14 protein-coding genes and 1 pseudogene are annotated in these 15,052 nt (G+C 52.3%); 3 read left to right on the top strand and 12 right to left on the bottom strand.

From position 1 onward, the window contains the following. Positions 1 to 82: 82 nt before the first annotated feature. Positions 83 to 352 carry a potassium channel family protein gene (locus ACRZ9U_RS07265; RefSeq protein ID WP_480439390.1) on the bottom strand — a complete coding sequence of 90 codons (270 nt, stop codon included), beginning with the start codon at positions 350 to 352 and terminating at the stop codon, positions 83 to 85. A gap of 423 nt (positions 353 to 775) precedes the next feature. On the opposite strand from ACRZ9U_RS07265, the gene ACRZ9U_RS07260 reads away from it, so the two are divergent. Further along, entirely contained in the window at positions 776 to 3,424 is a 2,649-nt protein-coding gene (locus tag ACRZ9U_RS07260) for an AsmA family protein (protein ID WP_170403701.1), read from the top strand. 267 nt (positions 3,425 to 3,691) lie between these two features. On the opposite strand, the pseudogene ACRZ9U_RS07255 reads toward ACRZ9U_RS07260, so the two are convergent. Then, positions 3,692 to 4,399: pseudogene (locus ACRZ9U_RS07255) on the bottom strand (IS6 family transposase). Position 4,400: 1 nt separating this feature from the next. Here ACRZ9U_RS07255 and ACRZ9U_RS07250 point away from each other — a divergent pair. Beyond that, positions 4,401 to 5,393: a hypothetical protein gene (locus ACRZ9U_RS07250; protein WP_480901518.1), complete on the top strand. Its 993-nt coding sequence runs from the start codon at positions 4,401 to 4,403 to the stop codon at positions 5,391 to 5,393. A 432-nt stretch (positions 5,394 to 5,825) separates the two neighbouring features. Here ACRZ9U_RS07250 and ACRZ9U_RS07245 read toward each other — a convergent pair whose 3' ends face one another. The 6 genes from ACRZ9U_RS07245 to ACRZ9U_RS07220 all read right to left on the bottom strand — a co-directional run bounded on the left by ACRZ9U_RS07245 (position 5,826) and on the right by ACRZ9U_RS07220 (position 11,108). Further along, entirely contained in the window at positions 5,826 to 6,533 is a 708-nt protein-coding gene (locus ACRZ9U_RS07245; protein WP_170403704.1) for an IS6 family transposase, read from the bottom strand. A 257-nt stretch (positions 6,534 to 6,790) separates the two neighbouring features. Then, positions 6,791 to 7,753 carry an ion transporter gene (locus ACRZ9U_RS07240; protein WP_170567740.1) on the bottom strand — a complete coding sequence of 321 codons (963 nt, stop codon included), beginning with the start codon at positions 7,751 to 7,753 and terminating at the stop codon, positions 6,791 to 6,793. Next, positions 7,746 to 8,936 (bottom strand): low temperature requirement protein A, encoded by a 1,191-nt coding sequence (locus ACRZ9U_RS07235; protein ID WP_120981189.1) that lies wholly within the window; start codon positions 8,934 to 8,936, stop codon positions 7,746 to 7,748. Before ACRZ9U_RS07235 ends, ACRZ9U_RS07240 begins: the two co-directional genes overlap by 8 nt. A gap of 200 nt (positions 8,937 to 9,136) precedes the next feature. Continuing rightward, positions 9,137 to 9,790, bottom strand: coding sequence for a DsbA family oxidoreductase (locus ACRZ9U_RS07230; RefSeq protein WP_259462648.1), 654 nt, complete (start codon positions 9,788 to 9,790; stop codon positions 9,137 to 9,139). 3 nt (positions 9,791 to 9,793) lie between these two features. Further along, positions 9,794 to 10,513: a glutathione S-transferase family protein gene (locus tag ACRZ9U_RS07225; protein ID WP_480901515.1), complete on the bottom strand. Its 720-nt coding sequence runs from the start codon at positions 10,511 to 10,513 to the stop codon at positions 9,794 to 9,796. Next, positions 10,500 to 11,108, bottom strand: a complete 609-nt coding sequence (locus ACRZ9U_RS07220; RefSeq protein WP_170510850.1) for an NAD(P)H-dependent oxidoreductase — start codon at positions 11,106 to 11,108, stop codon at positions 10,500 to 10,502. Before ACRZ9U_RS07220 ends, ACRZ9U_RS07225 begins: the two co-directional genes overlap by 14 nt. A gap of 213 nt (positions 11,109 to 11,321) precedes the next feature. Between ACRZ9U_RS07220 and ACRZ9U_RS07215 the strand changes: the two genes are divergently transcribed. Then, complete coding sequence (locus ACRZ9U_RS07215) at positions 11,322 to 11,606, top strand: winged helix-turn-helix transcriptional regulator (RefSeq protein ID WP_259462647.1); 285 nt, start codon at positions 11,322 to 11,324, stop codon at positions 11,604 to 11,606. A gap of 96 nt (positions 11,607 to 11,702) precedes the next feature. Here the strand turns inward: ACRZ9U_RS07215 and ACRZ9U_RS07210 are convergent, their stop codons facing one another. The 4 genes from ACRZ9U_RS07210 to ACRZ9U_RS07195 form a co-directional block, all read right to left on the bottom strand. Then, on the bottom strand, positions 11,703 to 12,056 hold the full coding sequence (locus ACRZ9U_RS07210; RefSeq protein WP_170567744.1) for a GFA family protein: 354 nt from the start codon (positions 12,054 to 12,056) through the stop codon (positions 11,703 to 11,705). Between the two features lie 55 nt (positions 12,057 to 12,111). Next, positions 12,112 to 12,240, bottom strand: coding sequence for a hypothetical protein (locus tag ACRZ9U_RS07205; RefSeq protein WP_480901512.1), 129 nt, complete (start codon positions 12,238 to 12,240; stop codon positions 12,112 to 12,114). Between the two features lie 116 nt (positions 12,241 to 12,356). Further along, entirely contained in the window at positions 12,357 to 13,313 is a 957-nt protein-coding gene (locus tag ACRZ9U_RS07200; RefSeq protein ID WP_120981185.1) for an ABC transporter substrate-binding protein, read from the bottom strand. A 28-nt stretch (positions 13,314 to 13,341) separates the two neighbouring features. Beyond that, on the bottom strand, positions 13,342 to 15,003 hold the full coding sequence (locus ACRZ9U_RS07195; protein ID WP_120981184.1) for a BCCT family transporter: 1,662 nt from the start codon (positions 15,001 to 15,003) through the stop codon (positions 13,342 to 13,344). Positions 15,004 to 15,052: the final 49 nt, after the last annotated feature.

Genomic DNA, 15,052 nt, shown 5'->3' with positions numbered 1-15,052 from the left:
GAGTGAATCCGAGGCACGGCTTCAGATGCGCGGTCGCACTGATACCTGCGCATGAACTCAAATTGCCTTAATTTGGGATAATCTATTTGTCCGTTTTTTCGTCGTCTTGGGACAAGATTGTATCTGCCACTGTGGTCGCCGCAGTCACGAAAACACCCAAGCCTACAATGATATACACCATTGTGAAGATTTTCCCCGCCGCAGTTTCAGGTGAGAAGTCACCGAACCCTACGGTCGAAATTGTCACTACGGAAAAGTAGATCGAGTCTAGCCAACTCCAACCTTCGACAAAGTGGTAGAAGACCGAGGCCCATAAAATCATTCCGACTGTGAAGGCAAGAAGGCCTTTCACTCTACCGTCCTTGAAAGCGACGCCTATCCCACGTGTTATTCTAGTTAGCGAATTCATTGTGTCCCCGTCGTTTGAAGAATTCACATATAACAGTAATTAGATGGATGTGGGAAATTGAAGCATTTTAACCGCGTCTAGTTTAATTGGGGCGTCCAGGCGCAGTCGTCAAAGCTAATGCAATGTGCTCGTTTATGAAACGTTAAACGCGTTTCAAGCCAGCTATTTTGAAACTGGATCAGCAGCACATCCTAAATTTAGTCCTTTAACCGTTTCTTGGCCGCCCGACCAATTCCGCAAGAGAAGTCGGCTAAATGGTCAAGGTCATTTAGGGTTCAGCAAAATAAGAAGCCACATATTCCATTAACATGATGCTTTAATGGTCTAGTCTGCCCAAGAAAGGAATCAGAACCTTAGGAGAAAAGCGTGCGGTTCATCACAAAAGGTGTAATGGTTTGTTGCGCTGTCGCGTTCGTCGCGGTTGTTGTGGCATGGCTTTTCCTGTCCTCTGCGTTGTTTTCTTCTGTCAGAACCACTTTTGTTGAAAACCTGATCTCGAAGAAACTTGATCAGGACGTGTTAATAGAAGATGAAGTGCGTCTAGGCCTTGGTCGGCAACTGCAGGTATCCGCAGCGGGATTGGTACTACCCGGCGCGATCAAGACCAAAGCGAATCTGGCGGCAATCGACAAACTTGAGTTCAATATTTCTGCCCGCGACCTTTGGAACAGCAAATTGTCGCTGAGTGAGCTTTCTCTCTCGGGTGTTCACCTCAACTTGATCACGGACAAAGACGGTGTCGGAAACTGGCAGTCCGCTTCCCAAACGGGCACTAAAGCCGGGGATCCGGCCAAACCTGCAAACCTGTCTGTGGCTGGAATTCTAACGGACCACGAAATTGACCTGACCGATGTCACCGTTTTTTACCAGAACGATCTAAACGGGCTTGGTCTGGATCTGCAGCTTCCTGAGCTGAATTTAAAGCGTGATACGGAAACCGACGTTGTGACCGCGGTTGGGGCTGGTTCACTAAATGGAGAGAAGTTTGATCTGAACGCGAGCATTCCCGCGGACGACCCGTTTCAGGTCGCGGTGAACTTCGAACAGATTGCGATTGCCGCCGAAGAAGTCCCTCAAGAGAACGGGCTACAAGTGAATACGACCATAGAGGTTGCCGAACTTGGTCAGCTTCTTGATATCCTGAAGCTCAACCGCGTTCTGGAGGGTTCAGGAAGCATTAGTGCAACATTCAAATCAATCGACGGCGTAGCCCGGATTGATGACCTAGCTGTATTGACTGAATTGGATGGTGGGCAAAGCCTTTCGCTGACGGGACAAATCGGAGAGTTGGGAAACCCAGAAGACGTATCCCTGACAACCCGCATTCGGTTGTACCCTGAAGATGCTGAACCCGCCCCAGCCGCGTCGCGGTATGATCTAAAACTAATAGCAGTTGACATGGTTATCGATAGCGTACCCGGGCAGGTCCCGCAGCGGCAAATGGTCATTGAAACCAACGGGTTCACATTGGATACCTCTGGTGAAGGGCCGCCCCCGATTAAGTTTTCCGAGCTTTCCAGAACACCCGAAGGCGCCTTGAGTGTTGGAAACATCAATTTGAGAATTGGGAACCCTGCTGATCCATTTATCATTTTGAACGGTTCGGTCGAAGACGCGTTGCAATTACAAGGCATATTGGCCGATGGGTTAATGGATATACCCGCAAGCAGCTTGATCTCACCAGAGCTTCTGGGACCGGATGATCAACTTGGTCGATTTTCTGGTAACTTTCATTTGAACGGCGACATCAATCAGCTTTCGCTGACAAATTTGGATGGCCAGACAAGCGAAACGGAACTTTGGAACCTTGAGGTGCATGGCTCTGTAAAAAATGTGCTCAAATTCGAGAACCTGGATTTGGCAATTCAAGTAGAAGTCCCCTCCGGAGCGGACCTATTAGAAGCCCTATCGCTTGAACGGGTGGAAACTGGACAGGCTAACTTTGAAATTGGCCTTGCCAGCGAAGGAACCGATTGGGATGCGAATGCCAAAGTCAAGGTTGCCGACTCTGTCCTGCAAATTGTGGCCGATCTTGATGATGCAACGAGTGATCCTGTACTGCAGGGTTCCATAGAGAGTGACTTGATAAAGATAGATCAGATCCGAACCATCGTTCAGGCCGCTGCACAATTGAGGAAAATAGGCGGTCTAGACCCCGACGAGGAAGACTTCATTGAAGAATCCGGCGACACTAGTCCTCTAACAGATGTAACGCTTAAACCTATTGGGCGTTCAATTCTCTTGTCCGGTGTGGATATGGATGTCGACGTTGACCTTCGGCACATAGAGGGTGCCAAAGGCATAAGCAGTTTGCAGAGTGAACTGACGCTCAACGAAAATGAACTCAAGGCCGGACCTTTGAATTTTGAATACGGAGGTGCTCATTTCGATGTCAGCGGACAAATGGATCTATCGAACGACGCGCATCTGCTCACGCTGACCGGCACAGCAGGCGGCTGGCAGCTGGATGAAATTCTTCACAACCTGAACTTCAAAAAGGGCGCAAGCGGTACCATCTATGCAGATTTTTCGGTGACCGGCGGAACCGATTCACCTAAGCATTTTGCCAACAGCATGAACGGCAATGCCACGGTCTCAATGCGTGACGGCTCGATCGAGACCCAGCTTTTGGATCTGGCAGGGCTAGGGATACTACCTTGGGTGTTTACCAAAGAGAAACAAAAGATTGCTCCGATCGTATGTTTGCGTGCACCGATTAGTATTTCAAATGGAAGTATTTCGACGAAACAAACCACATTGGAAACAGATCATGTCCAAGTTGTCGTCTTTGGCGGTGTTAATGTGGCGGGGAAGGTTTTGGACCTAAATCTGCAGCCCCGCAAGATTGGCGAACCGCTTTCGAAGAGTCCCTGGCCCGTGACCTTGAAGGGCCCACTAGCAAAGCCGAAGATCAAGGTCAAAGACGGTCCCAAGCGACTGAAACGATCGGATGGTGCGGACAAAATGCCGGCAAAAAGAAAACTTTGCGTTCCGGATATTCTACAACTGCAGTAGTGGCGAAGGCAGTCGATATAAGAACACAAATAAAGTTCAAAAGGAATGACATCGCTTTCTGGATGCGATCTTTGCTTTGGGTTTTCTCTCGAAATATTCCACACTTTAGGCGAATGGAAACTCTCTTAGAGTTCAGCCGACATGATGGAAGGACTTTGAGACGCAAATGGAAAAACGTGTGCACTATTGAAATGGCAGCTAAAGTAAAATCAATAGTGCTGTCAGACTAATTCGAACCAATCTCAGTTTGCCGCGAAAACCGCAAACCTATCCGGAACAAAGTTGACGCCACTCGCTAAGAGCGTCGGTGAGGATCAGCTTGAAGGTGTCTCGGCTGGCTAGTGATCTTTCCTGGTTGAAGTGGTTGTAGACTGAGGAATAGACGGAGGCGAAATTCTGTAAACTTCGCATGCGCCTGAAACGCAGCATCGCGCGTTCGCGTCGTCGAAACGGCAGGTGCGAATTCTCGACGCGGTTGTTGAGCCACCTGCCCGTCTGTTATTTTTCGAGCGCGCCCATTTCTCTGAGCGCAGCCTTGTAGGAAGCGAAGCGATCTGTGACGATCTCTTCGGCGCAACCGTGCCGCTTCAAAAATTTCTTGAGGAATTTCAGTGCTGCAGCTTTGTTTCGGTGTTTGGTAACAACTGCTTCCAGCACTTCACCTTCGTGATCAACGGCCCGCCAAAGGTAGTGTCTCTTGCCATTCACCTTCACGAAAACCTCATACACGTGCCACTTCCATTTGGAGAACACGCGCAGTTGCTGAACACGCTTTTTTCGGATCTCAACAGCAAACACCGGCCCGAACCTGTTCCACCAATATCTGACGGTCTCGTGGCTCACGTCGATGCCTCGCTCGTGCAACAGATCTTCGACATTCCGAAGCGAGAGCGGGAAACGGATGTACAACATCACCGCAAGGCGGATGATCTCTGGACTGGTTTTGAAGTATTTGAAAGCGGCCGGTTTGATCATCTTGAAACGCTACGCAACCACCCTGCCCCGCTCAAGCAAAGTTCTTCTGACAAGACCCGCAGAGGTTCAAGAGGCGATTTCCGAAGTGCTACAGGGGAAGTCTTACTTTCCGGTCGACACCACTATCGGTGTGCTCAAAGCTACCGCGCCCGAACTCGCTGCTTCAGCCAAGAAGATACTGAACTTTATGTTCCAGGTACTGCTAGGGTTAATTCCGGCAGCAGGCCTTATTGCCGCGGTTACCGGTTTTCTGTTGCGAGAATACTGGGGGCAGATTGGCGTTCGCGTGGTGGATATCGGCGTGGATGCGAGCACCCGTGTAGCAGAGCTTGTTCTGACGTTTCTTGTGCCTTTGGGGTTTCTGGGTCCACTTCACTTTGTAGAAAACTGGCGCGGGGCATTGAAGTCATGGGCAAACGGCCGCCCCAGACTTCGGATGCTAGGCAAGAAAATCAAACCCGTAAGAATTGGGAAAACTACGCTTGGAGTTATCATTGCCAACGAGCGAGTCCAATGGGTTGCCGTCGCGGCGATCGTTCTGGCAATCACTGTTCCACTAGACTTTTCTGGCGGCAGAATTCTTACGATCATCTTGGGCGCAGTCGTCGCGCTGGTAATGCTCGCAAACCTGTTTTTATTGGAAGATTACCTTCCCGAATTGTTGCGCCCATCTAAGCAAAACATCGGGAAAGCGCTGGTTATAGATGGAATGCTGTTCTTGGTCCTGTTGCTCGTATTGAGCGCTGAAGTCTTCCTGTTGGGACCAGATCTTCGCCAGGACGGGCTGCACGGGTTTCTTGCCCCAAAAGTCCTTGACCTTTCTGCACTGCCTATAATGGTGACCGACATAAACGAAAATTTCGGACCGCTGGAAGCGCTTTATCTAGGTGGAAATGCAGATCTGTACGTGCTGTTTGACCCTTGTGACAAGGTTGTGCGAATGATCACCGTTGGTTCATCCAGGGTCGAGCACATCCCCCAGGTTCAATGCTAGCCTAAGGCAAATGACGGCATTGTGCGCAAACAAACCGTTTTTGGGTCAGCCCAGCGAACGGCTAACTGACCGACAAAGCCATAAGCGAATTGATGATACAAAGCGTGAAAGCCCCTGCGGGATTGTGGGGGCTTTTGTCTGGCCAGTTTGCAACCACCTCAGAACCCAGTACTGCTTTTCGGACCAGAGCGGAATTCAAATGACTTTATCGGCATGATCCATGCGCATTTGAAGCAATTTTTTGACGAACCAGACCCTTCCAACACTTTTAGAACAAGGCGCCACGTAACAATGGCGTGTATTGCCTTTGGTTATTCTTTGTCTTTCGTGGTTTGCCTCAAAACCAAGCGCGTGGAGGTGCGAGCATGTTGTGCCGGCGGGTGCTGTCAGACGAATTCGAACCAGTCTCAGTTTGCCGCGGGAACCGTGAACCTATCCGGAACAAAGTTGACGCCACTCGGCAAGAGCGGCGCTGCGTGTCAACTTGAAGGTGTCTCGGCTGGTGAGCGATCGTTCCTGATTGAAGTGATTGTAGACGGAGGAATGAATGGAGGCGAATTTCTGTAAACTTCGCATGCGCCTGAAACGTTGCATCGCGCGTTCGCGTCGTCGGAAAGGCAGGTGCGAGTTCTCGACGCGGTTGTTGAGCCACCTGCCCGTCCTTTGTTTTTCGAGCGCACCCAGTTCTCTGAGCGCGGCTCTGTATGAGGCAAAGCGATCCGTGACGACGGTTTCCGCTTTGCCGTGTCGCTTCATTAACTTCTTGAGGAATTTCAGTGCTGCAGCTTTGTTTCGGCGTTTGGTGACAACGGCTTCCAGCACCTCGCCTTCGTGATCAACAGCCCGCCAAAGACAATGCCGCTTGCCATTTACCTTCACGAAAACTTCGTCCACGTGCCACTTCCATTTGGAGAACGCGCGCAGTTGCTGAACACGCTTCCGTCTGATCTCAGCAGCAAACATCGGCCCGAACCTGTTCCACCAATATCGGACAGTTTCGTGGCTCACGTCGATACCTCGCTCGTGCAACAGATCTTCGACATTCCGAAGCGAGAGCGGGAAACGGACGTACAGCATCACCGCAAGGCGGATGATCTCTGGGCTGGTTTTAAAGTACTTGAAAGAGGCAGGCTTGGTCATGGACAAAAGCTACGCAACCGCCCTGCCCCGCTCAAGCAATGTTAATCTGACAAGACCCTTGAAAGAGGCCAGATTGGTCATGGGCAAAAGCTACGCAACAACCCTAACTCGCTCAACCAAAGTTCTTCTGACAAGACCTTTTCAGTTTCATTGACTCCGATTTTTGGGATCAACGAAAGAGCGCACGCTAAAGAACTGACAGACAGTTTTTCCCCGCAAATCTCGAACTCCGTAGACAAGCAGTCCGATGCTGGCGTTCACGACTTGGCCTTTTGCTTGGTCGGCTGACCACATGTGGGACAGTGATCGACCTGTGATATTGTTTCGGCATGCACGCGGTTTCGGATATGATCGGCAGCTCGGCGCGAGAGACCCAATTGCTTGCGAACTGCGTTTATCTCTTTCTCATCGGCCTCGCAGATATCGCCGTCTTCCAAGGCCTTTCGAAATTCACGTTCCAGGCTGGCCCGTCGGCGGTGCAACTGGTCGTTCAGGCCGCTGGCAATGATCCCTGCAGGCAACGCAGCCATACCGATGCCAATCACGGTGATCGCAGCGCCGAAGATCTTACCGGCAACTGTCACGGGCGTCACGTCGCCATAACCAACGGTCGTCAGCGTTGCCATCGCCCACCACATCGCTGCGGGGATCGAACCGAAGGCATCCGGTTGCGCTTCGTGCTCGGCCAGCCAAGCACCACTGGCCGCAAAAATCAGCATCACCATCAGGATGAAGAAACCTGCAAAAAAGGCGCCAGCCTCTTCCTCAAACACAGCAAGCAGCATGCCGAGCGCGGGGGAATACCGCGTGAGTTTAAGCAGTCGCAACATGCGGAAGGTACGCAGCAGACGCAGGTCAACCGGGAAGATCAAGTAGAGCAGCGCAGGTAAAATCGCTAGTAAATCGATGATGGCGATCGGGGAGACGGCCCATGCAGCGCGCGTTTTGTAACTTGGATTTTCAGTGGCGACCCACAGCCTTGCCGCGTATTCGACCACGAAGACAAACAGAGAAAGACCCTCAAAGAGGTTCAGAGCCAGGCCCCAACGGAAATATATGGAGTCAACCGTTTCCAGGATAACGGCGGCCACGTTCAGCGTGATTAGGGCAATTAGAGCTATTTCAAGCAACCAGGGACCGGTGGCCGCCCGGTCCGGGCGCTCGAGCCACCAATAGACTTTTCTTTTTAGATAGCCTGAACTTGTAAGTGCCTCACTCATGTCGAAACTGCGTCCAGGCGCGCGTCAGGGGGATCGCGATTTGCGATAGCAAAGCTGTCCCCCAGATCAGATTGCCTAACAAAGAGGGGACATGTGGGACGACAAAGAAACAGATGATTGCCAGCACTATCCCGAATACACGCACGTCCCATCGCCCGAAATCCGACGCCAAACGATGTTCTATGACGTTTTGAAGCACCCAAAGCATGGCAATGTAACCGGCAAGACCGAAACAGCCTATGGCGGCATATTCGGTTGGATATGGCTCCCAAAATCCGACTTTGACCTCGGCAGCAAGAGCCACGCCGACCATGACGCCGCAAAGCATCAAAATCAGGTGCGCAAGCCACCAGATGACCAACGTCGACACCTTTTTGTCTTTTGGTTTGGCATTGCCGACAAAGTCGAAATAGATCCAACACATCACGAACATCGAAACGCCACCGATGACGAAGTTGACGAGTACGTCCGGTGATACTTTGTAAATTCCTTTTTCGGACAGGGTGACGACCAGTTTGAAGAACCCTTCGCCTAATACGATCAACGTTAAAAGAGCAAACCGTTCAGCCATATGGCCAAGACGCGGGACAAACCTCTCGAAACGCAGGACTGTGACACCGGGGATCATATACATTGCCTGCGTGGCCACCATCGCGACGGCAAACACCCAGTAAGCAAGAGGAGCAGGCAAAAAGGCTGCAATCGCAAAGATCACCGCAAAGACCGAGAAATTGCGGATCTGGGCCGTCGACATCGACTCGCCTGATGAATTGGCCCGCCGGGCTCGATAGTACAGCGCCGCGATCATGGCCCTGTTCGCAGCAAATCCTAACGCGAAGAAAACCCAACCCTTTCCGTCAATAGCCGGGATCGCCGCTGCCATGAACATCACCGTGCAGATCATCACGGCCATAATCAGCCGATGCCAAAAGTCGGTACTGACGTAGATCGAGTTGAATATGCTGAGTTCGCCCCAAGCGTACCAGAGCGTTATGAAGACTCCGGCGAACACAAGAAACCCATGCAGATCGAGATGATGCGACAGGTAATTGCCCAATAGAAAGATCGTCACGACGTGGATCAGGTCGTAGAACAGCTCGGCCCAGTGGACATGGTCGTGCGCGTGGTCGAGGTCTTGGTGATGTTGCGGCTTCCGCCAGATGGGGTGATCATGCAGTGCCATAAATTAGGAACTCTTCCAAGTTGAAGGGCTGTAGCGGCCGGCATGCGGCCACTCCGACTGAGTTTTTAATTTAAGAGGAAGGTTGTCGCGGAGACTTACGTCATGCAACCCCCACAATGGTTGTTCAGCGATGGCAGGCCGGGCGACACCTGTCCGATCGTGGTTTTTTTTGCGCCGGAAGTGCCTGGTATTCACTGGTGTCACGCGGCCCTGTCGTCTCGTAGATGCAGCAGGATGCGGGCGTAGTTTTCCTCGCCCTGCGCACCGGTCACGAGGTGACGTTGATCGAACACCATTGCAGGCACGCCCCGAACACCTTGGCTGATCCAGAATTGCTCTTTTTGGCGCAAGTGATTGGCCCGATCTTGGCTTTGCAACATGTCTAGCGCATCCACGCGGTTCAGCCCGATGCCTGCGGCCGCGTCGGCGAGAACCTGCATGTCCGAGACGTCCTCGCGACGGGTGAAGAAGGCCGCAAAAAGTGCCTGCTTCATCTCGTGGCCTTTTCCTAGTTCCGTTGCCCAGTCAATCAACTGATGCGCTCGGAAGGTGTTATACATCCGCATGTCATCAGCGTAGTTGAACTTGAACCCAAGTGCTGCGCCCATCTCGCTGAGGCGGGCACGCGCCTTGATCGATCCTTCCAAAGTGGTCCCGTATTTTGCCGCCAGATGTTCGCGTAGGTTCTCGCCACCCTCGGCCATCTGCGGGTTCAGCTCGAATGGATGCCAATGGATATCTAGTTCGGTCTGGGTGTCGCGCGCAGCTTTGGCAAGTTGGTGGTAGCCGATCACACACCAAGGGCAAACAACGTCTGACACGATATCGACGCGAATGGGCAGAGCAGCTTGCACGGTTCAGGTTCCTTTTACATCGCTGGAAAAGCGCGACGCGTTTTCCTTAGCAAAGGCGCTGGCATCTGCGTTGGTATCCCAGAATTGGGGGTTGGCCTTTGGGATGGTCAACGCCCGTTGCACGGCCGGCCGGGCGTCAATACGGTCGAACCAGGCGTTCAGATGCGACAGGTCCGACACATCTACCCTTGCCCAGACATATGCACGCGCCCATGGGAACAGCATCATGTCAGCTATGGTGTATTCGTCTGCAGCAATCCATTCGCGCCCGTCCAGACGAGAGTTCATCACCTCCATCAAGCGGCGGCTTTCGTCCACGTAGCGACGGATTGAAAAGGGCTCTTCATGGCCATTAGGCGCAGCGATGTGCTGGAAATACATCGCCTGTCCCATCATCGGTCCTACGTGCCCAACCTGAAACAGCATCCATTGCATGACCTCGGACCGTTTGACCGGGTCCGATGGCAGAAATTTTCCGTATTTCTCGGCCAGATACCACAGGATCGCGCCGGATTCGAAAATCGCGCGCCCTTCCGAACGGTCTTCGATGGTCGGGATCTTTCCGTTCGGGTTCAGCGCCAGATTATCCGGCGCTTTTTGTTCCTGTTTGGAAAAGTTGATGTGAGTCAGGTCGTATGGGACACCTGCCTCTTCCAGAAAGATGACCGGCTTGTAACCGTTCATCGTACCGGCGGTGTAGAGATGGATATCAGGCTGGGACATGTTCAACCTCGGCAAACGTGGTTTTCAGATGCGCGTCAAAACGAGCGAAATCGGTGTCGATTTCTGGGTTCTTCATTACATCAAATGCCGCAAAGGTCGGAAGCGGCTGCATCGCAAAGAACTTTGCGTTCAGGTGCATCGGGCGCAGCAAATCATCGACGCTACCACCGGCAAAGAACGGTTCGGCCTCATTGTTAAACGCTTCTTTCGGGGCGTTGAACGTCACTGAAAGCATGTAAGTCTTATCGCTCAGCGCGCCTCCCATCCCATAATTGGCCTTCGGTGCTTCTGCCGTCCGACCGTCACCGGTACTTAGCCGCCCATCCATTCCAGCGGTGTAAACTTCATCCATGTACTTCTTGAAAACCCACGGAACGCCCATCCAATTCACCGGAAACTGCATGATGACCGTATCGGCCCACATGTGCGCCTCAACCTCAGCATTCGCGTCATAGCCGTCGGCGACAGTTGCCACGCGTACCTCGTGACCCATTGCGGTAAGCATGTCGCGCGCGCGCTCCGTTAGGCTGGCGTTCAACTGCCCGGGGGCGAATTCGTAGGGCTGAGTACCGTTCACGATCAGGATTTTTCTCATGTCCATATCCTATTTGTGTAATCTTGAACCCTTGACTTTCTTCGGGCTCAGAGAGCATTTGATGGTACAGGTGTTGGAAATCAACTAGTATACTTTTGGTAACCTAGTTGCCTAAGCTAAAGGATGACGATGCGAGCGCGGATTGACGAAGATGCCAAAGGGCGCCGACTGGTCTCGGAGGCCTGTGTGGAGCCATGTGCAATAGAACGAGGTATGCGGATCATTGGCGGAAAATGGACCGGGTCTATCTTATGGCACCTCAAAGATGGTCCTGTGCGTTTCAACGATCTGTCGCGCATGATCGGCGGGGCAAGCAAGAAGATGATCACCGAGCGATTGCGTCAACTTGAGGAGCAGGGCTTGGTTGCGAGGCAAGTAATGGATACTGCCCCTATTTCCGTTCAATATTCCATTACCAAGTTTGGCAGAACGGCGCTTGGATTTCTCGATGAACTGCGAAAGTGGAGTGAGGAGTTACCCAACGGTTTGAATCGATAGCATCGGTGTGTGTTATTGTTTCTTCTGATCGCCGTTTGTCAAAATGCAACGACTCGATTTTGATGTGTACAGTTCCCTTCAGACGTCTTGGTTGCGTCAGAGATTTCTTCCGTCATAGATTATCTCAGGAAGGCGAAGTGCGTCCAACTCATCTATGCATCCCAGGTTAACTCGATAGTGGCCAGGGTTCAGCCGCGTCTCGACGAATGTATGAATTCCACAGCGATTGCAAAAATAGTGCCGCGCCGATTCTGTGCCAAATTGGTAGGTTGAGAGAGCGCCCTGCTCACTTCTGATTTTAATTTCTTCAGGCGGGATAACCGTTGCACTCATCACCATGCCTTTGCGGGAACATAGTGAACAATCGCATCGCATTGCATGATCGATGTCGGGTATCGAAAACGTGAATTTTATAGAACCGCAATGACAGCTGCCTTCGAATTTTTTCACCTTTCACTCCACCGGTTGAGTGCGGAAAGAGCGCCCACAAACGATCTGTAGTCACTCAAGGATTGTTCACACTTTTATTCGGCACAATTGGGTCCGTATCCGGAACTGTAGAGGTAAGACCAACTGCGTTCCGGCGGCTACCGTTGATGATTGCCTTGATCAGAGCAAGGCCGATCAGCGGCATTGCCAGCCTCCCGGTCTTCTGGACCGGAAGGCCTAAGGGTATCAGACACTTAAGCCGAATTCACTTCCAAGCTTGGAATTCGTTACCGCCTAAAGCATTCTTGGAAACGTATGTCACTACGGGAACCAACTGTCGACAACAGCCGAGTTGTCTTCAACCCATTGCTTTGCAAATGCTTCGGGGTCCTTTTTCTCGACCGCCAAGGCAAAGGACATTTCCGAGAGCATCTCGGTCTCCAACTTGACATTGCTTAGCATTGCGACGGCATCAGGCTGCGCGCTTTCCAAACTGGTCGCATAACTGACATGAAGATCGTCAGTATCCCAGGCAACGCTGGCGGTCGATTTCTCCAACCAGCCCGGGATCGAGTTGGGCGGCACGATAATCCACTTTGAACTTACGTGCGCTGGCTCGCTCAGAACGACAAGTTCGTGCACTTCGAACATGTAGTGCGGCTGATAACAATAGAATACGACATTCTCGTTCTGTCCGGCAGCAGCCCCCAGTTCTGCCAAGGCGTCGGCTTCATCCATGATCCTGAGGCTCATAGTCTTGTGATAGCCGTAGGAACGTGCACGGACTTGTTCGATGGAAGTGGAAGTCCAACCTTCAGCGCCGATCCAGACTTCACCTTTTCCGTCTCCGTTACTATCAAATTTCTGAGCCATTTCCGGATCGGAAAGCTGCTTGATATCCGTGATACCAGTGCGTTCCGCCGTGCCCTTTGTCACGCACATTCCTTGCGCCCCCTTGGGGCCACTGGACTTTACCTGAACCGTTTTTCGGCCGTCGACATATTCCCGTCGAAGGTAGTCGAGACTGGGCAGCCAGACCTCAGGATGCACATGCAGGGTTCCGGCATCCATAGCCGCAAACATGGCTGCATTGGTGCTGTCCTGCAGTTCGACGTCCAAGTCCAGCCGACTTTCCAAGGCAACCTTCAGAATATGTGCGGTAGCTTCCCCCGATGGCCAGTTCGGGACGCCAATGACCATGTCGGCCGCCGAGACTGTAGAAGCGGCAGTTACCGCGGACGCCACACTGATAGCTGCAAAAGATTTACGCGTTTTCATCTCGAAGTCCTTTCATCACTATCAAGCTTCATTCCGCAGCAGATGCCGGGGCGGTGGTCGGAACACCTTCGGCAATTCTTCGACTATCGTTGTAGATCGCCTTAATCAGTGCAAAGCCCATCAGAACCATCGCCAAACTGAATGGCAAAGCCGCAATAACCATCGCGGTTTGAATGGCTCCCAGACCCCCAATGACAAGCAGGGCTCCGACCACCAGTGCCAGGGCGACACCCCAGAAATAGATGTGCGGCTTGGCTTTCGGGCCGTCATCGCCTGCGGCGTTGATTGTATTTACGATCAAAACAGCGGAGTCTGCCGTGGTCACAAGATATGTCAAAAGAAGTACCACAACGATAACTGAGAACACCCATGTCAGATTGTCGTTGAGAATAACGGCCAGTGTCGCAAACAGCTGGTCTGAGATTCCTGCGCCCAGAATCGAGCCCCCAGCCTCACCTGTAAGTTCAAGGTGGATGGCCGTACCGCCAACAAAGGCGAACCAGATGAAACACATCATTGCCGGGACAAGCATTGCACCCAACACAAACTCGCGCACTGTGCGCCCACGCGAAACTCTGGCAAGAAACAGACCAACGAACGGGGTCACTGCGATCCACCAGGCCCAGTAGAACACCGTCCAGCCGCCTTGCCAGCCGGCAAGTGCGGCGCCCGTTTCGGTTCCATCATCTGACCAGACGGTAAAGCTGATTCCCGGCAGCGCCAGCAGGTAATCCCAGATACCGACGAACATGGCCGTCAGACTGAAGAATGTTGCACCGAAAATCAGGAAGAACGCCAACAAGAAAAAGCTCAGCCCCATATTGATATTGGACAGCCACTTGATCCCCTTGCCGACACCGGAGAGTGCGGACAAGGTCGAGGCACCCATGATAACCACAAGAGCGAAGATGATGGCGGCAAAGGACGCTTTTTGTGTTCCTCCCTCGCCGGTCACCAGCAACCAGTCACCGAAACCAATCCGATTAAGGCCGGCTACAAACTGCTCGACACCAAATCCAAGGGTCTGGGCAACGCCCAGGATAGTTGCCACCACGGCCACGATATCGATGACATGACCGATTGGGCCCGAAAGCGATTTGCCGAAAAGCGGGATGAGCGCGGTGCGCACCGTAAGTGGCAGGCCCCTTCGGTATGAGAAATACGCGAACCCCAGTCCGGCAATTGCATAGCATGCCCAGGCCGATAGCCCCCAATGCGCAAATGACCAGATATAGGCTGACCTTACGGTTTCAGCTGTCTGAGCGGGCACGTCTCCCATAATCACGTGGGGGTTGTTCTGAAAATGGTAAATCGGTTCAGCCGTCGCAAAAGTCAGCATCCCAATGCCGATCCCGGCGCTGAACATCATTGAAAACCATGAGAAATTCGAAAATTCAGGCCTTTCATCGTCCTGGCCCAGCCGAAGCCTGCCAGAAGCCGGCAATGCTGCGAGAACAAGGCAAAGTATCAGGAAAAACGCTACCGCGTAGATGTACCAAGAGTTAAAGCTTGCCAGAATGAAGCCATTCAATGCTCCTAGTGTCTCCGCGGCACTCTCCGGAAAGGCTACGGCCCACACGATGAGCAAACCCACGAGGATTTTCGCGGACACGGCAACGTTCTTTGAGAACCCTTCATAAAAGCCGCTCTCGGAAACTGGAATGTCCAATTCGCCTAAAGGTGGTTTCATACTTTCCTCCATTGTATGCTGATTTTGAACCGTCAGCGGACCGTGTCAT

Source organism: Ruegeria sp. D7 (assembly GCF_056534355.1).
This window is presented reverse-complemented; position numbering and strand designations above follow the sequence as displayed.

Coding starts and splice junctions, on each gene's coding strand:
- ACRZ9U_RS07240 (WP_170567740.1), bottom strand. CDS start 7,753: ATGAGTGAGGCACTTACAAGTTCAGGCTATCTAAAAAGAAAAGTCTAT.
- ACRZ9U_RS07205 (WP_480901512.1), bottom strand. CDS start 12,240: ATGCCGCTGATCGGCCTTGCTCTGATCAAGGCAATCATCAACGGTAGC.
- ACRZ9U_RS07195 (WP_120981184.1), bottom strand. CDS start 15,003: ATGAAACCACCTTTAGGCGAATTGGACATTCCAGTTTCCGAGAGCGGC.
- ACRZ9U_RS07220 (WP_170510850.1), bottom strand. CDS start 11,108: ATGAGAAAAATCCTGATCGTGAACGGTACTCAGCCCTACGAATTCGCC.
- ACRZ9U_RS07225 (WP_480901515.1), bottom strand. CDS start 10,513: ATGTCCCAGCCTGATATCCATCTCTACACCGCCGGTACGATGAACGGT.
- ACRZ9U_RS07200 (WP_120981185.1), bottom strand. CDS start 13,313: ATGAAAACGCGTAAATCTTTTGCAGCTATCAGTGTGGCGTCCGCGGTA.
- ACRZ9U_RS07215 (WP_259462647.1), top strand. CDS start 11,322: ATGCGGATCATTGGCGGAAAATGGACCGGGTCTATCTTATGGCACCTC.
- ACRZ9U_RS07245 (WP_170403704.1), bottom strand. CDS start 6,533: ATGACCAAGCCTGCCTCTTTCAAGTACTTTAAAACCAGCCCAGAGATC.
- ACRZ9U_RS07235 (WP_120981189.1), bottom strand. CDS start 8,936: ATGGCACTGCATGATCACCCCATCTGGCGGAAGCCGCAACATCACCAA.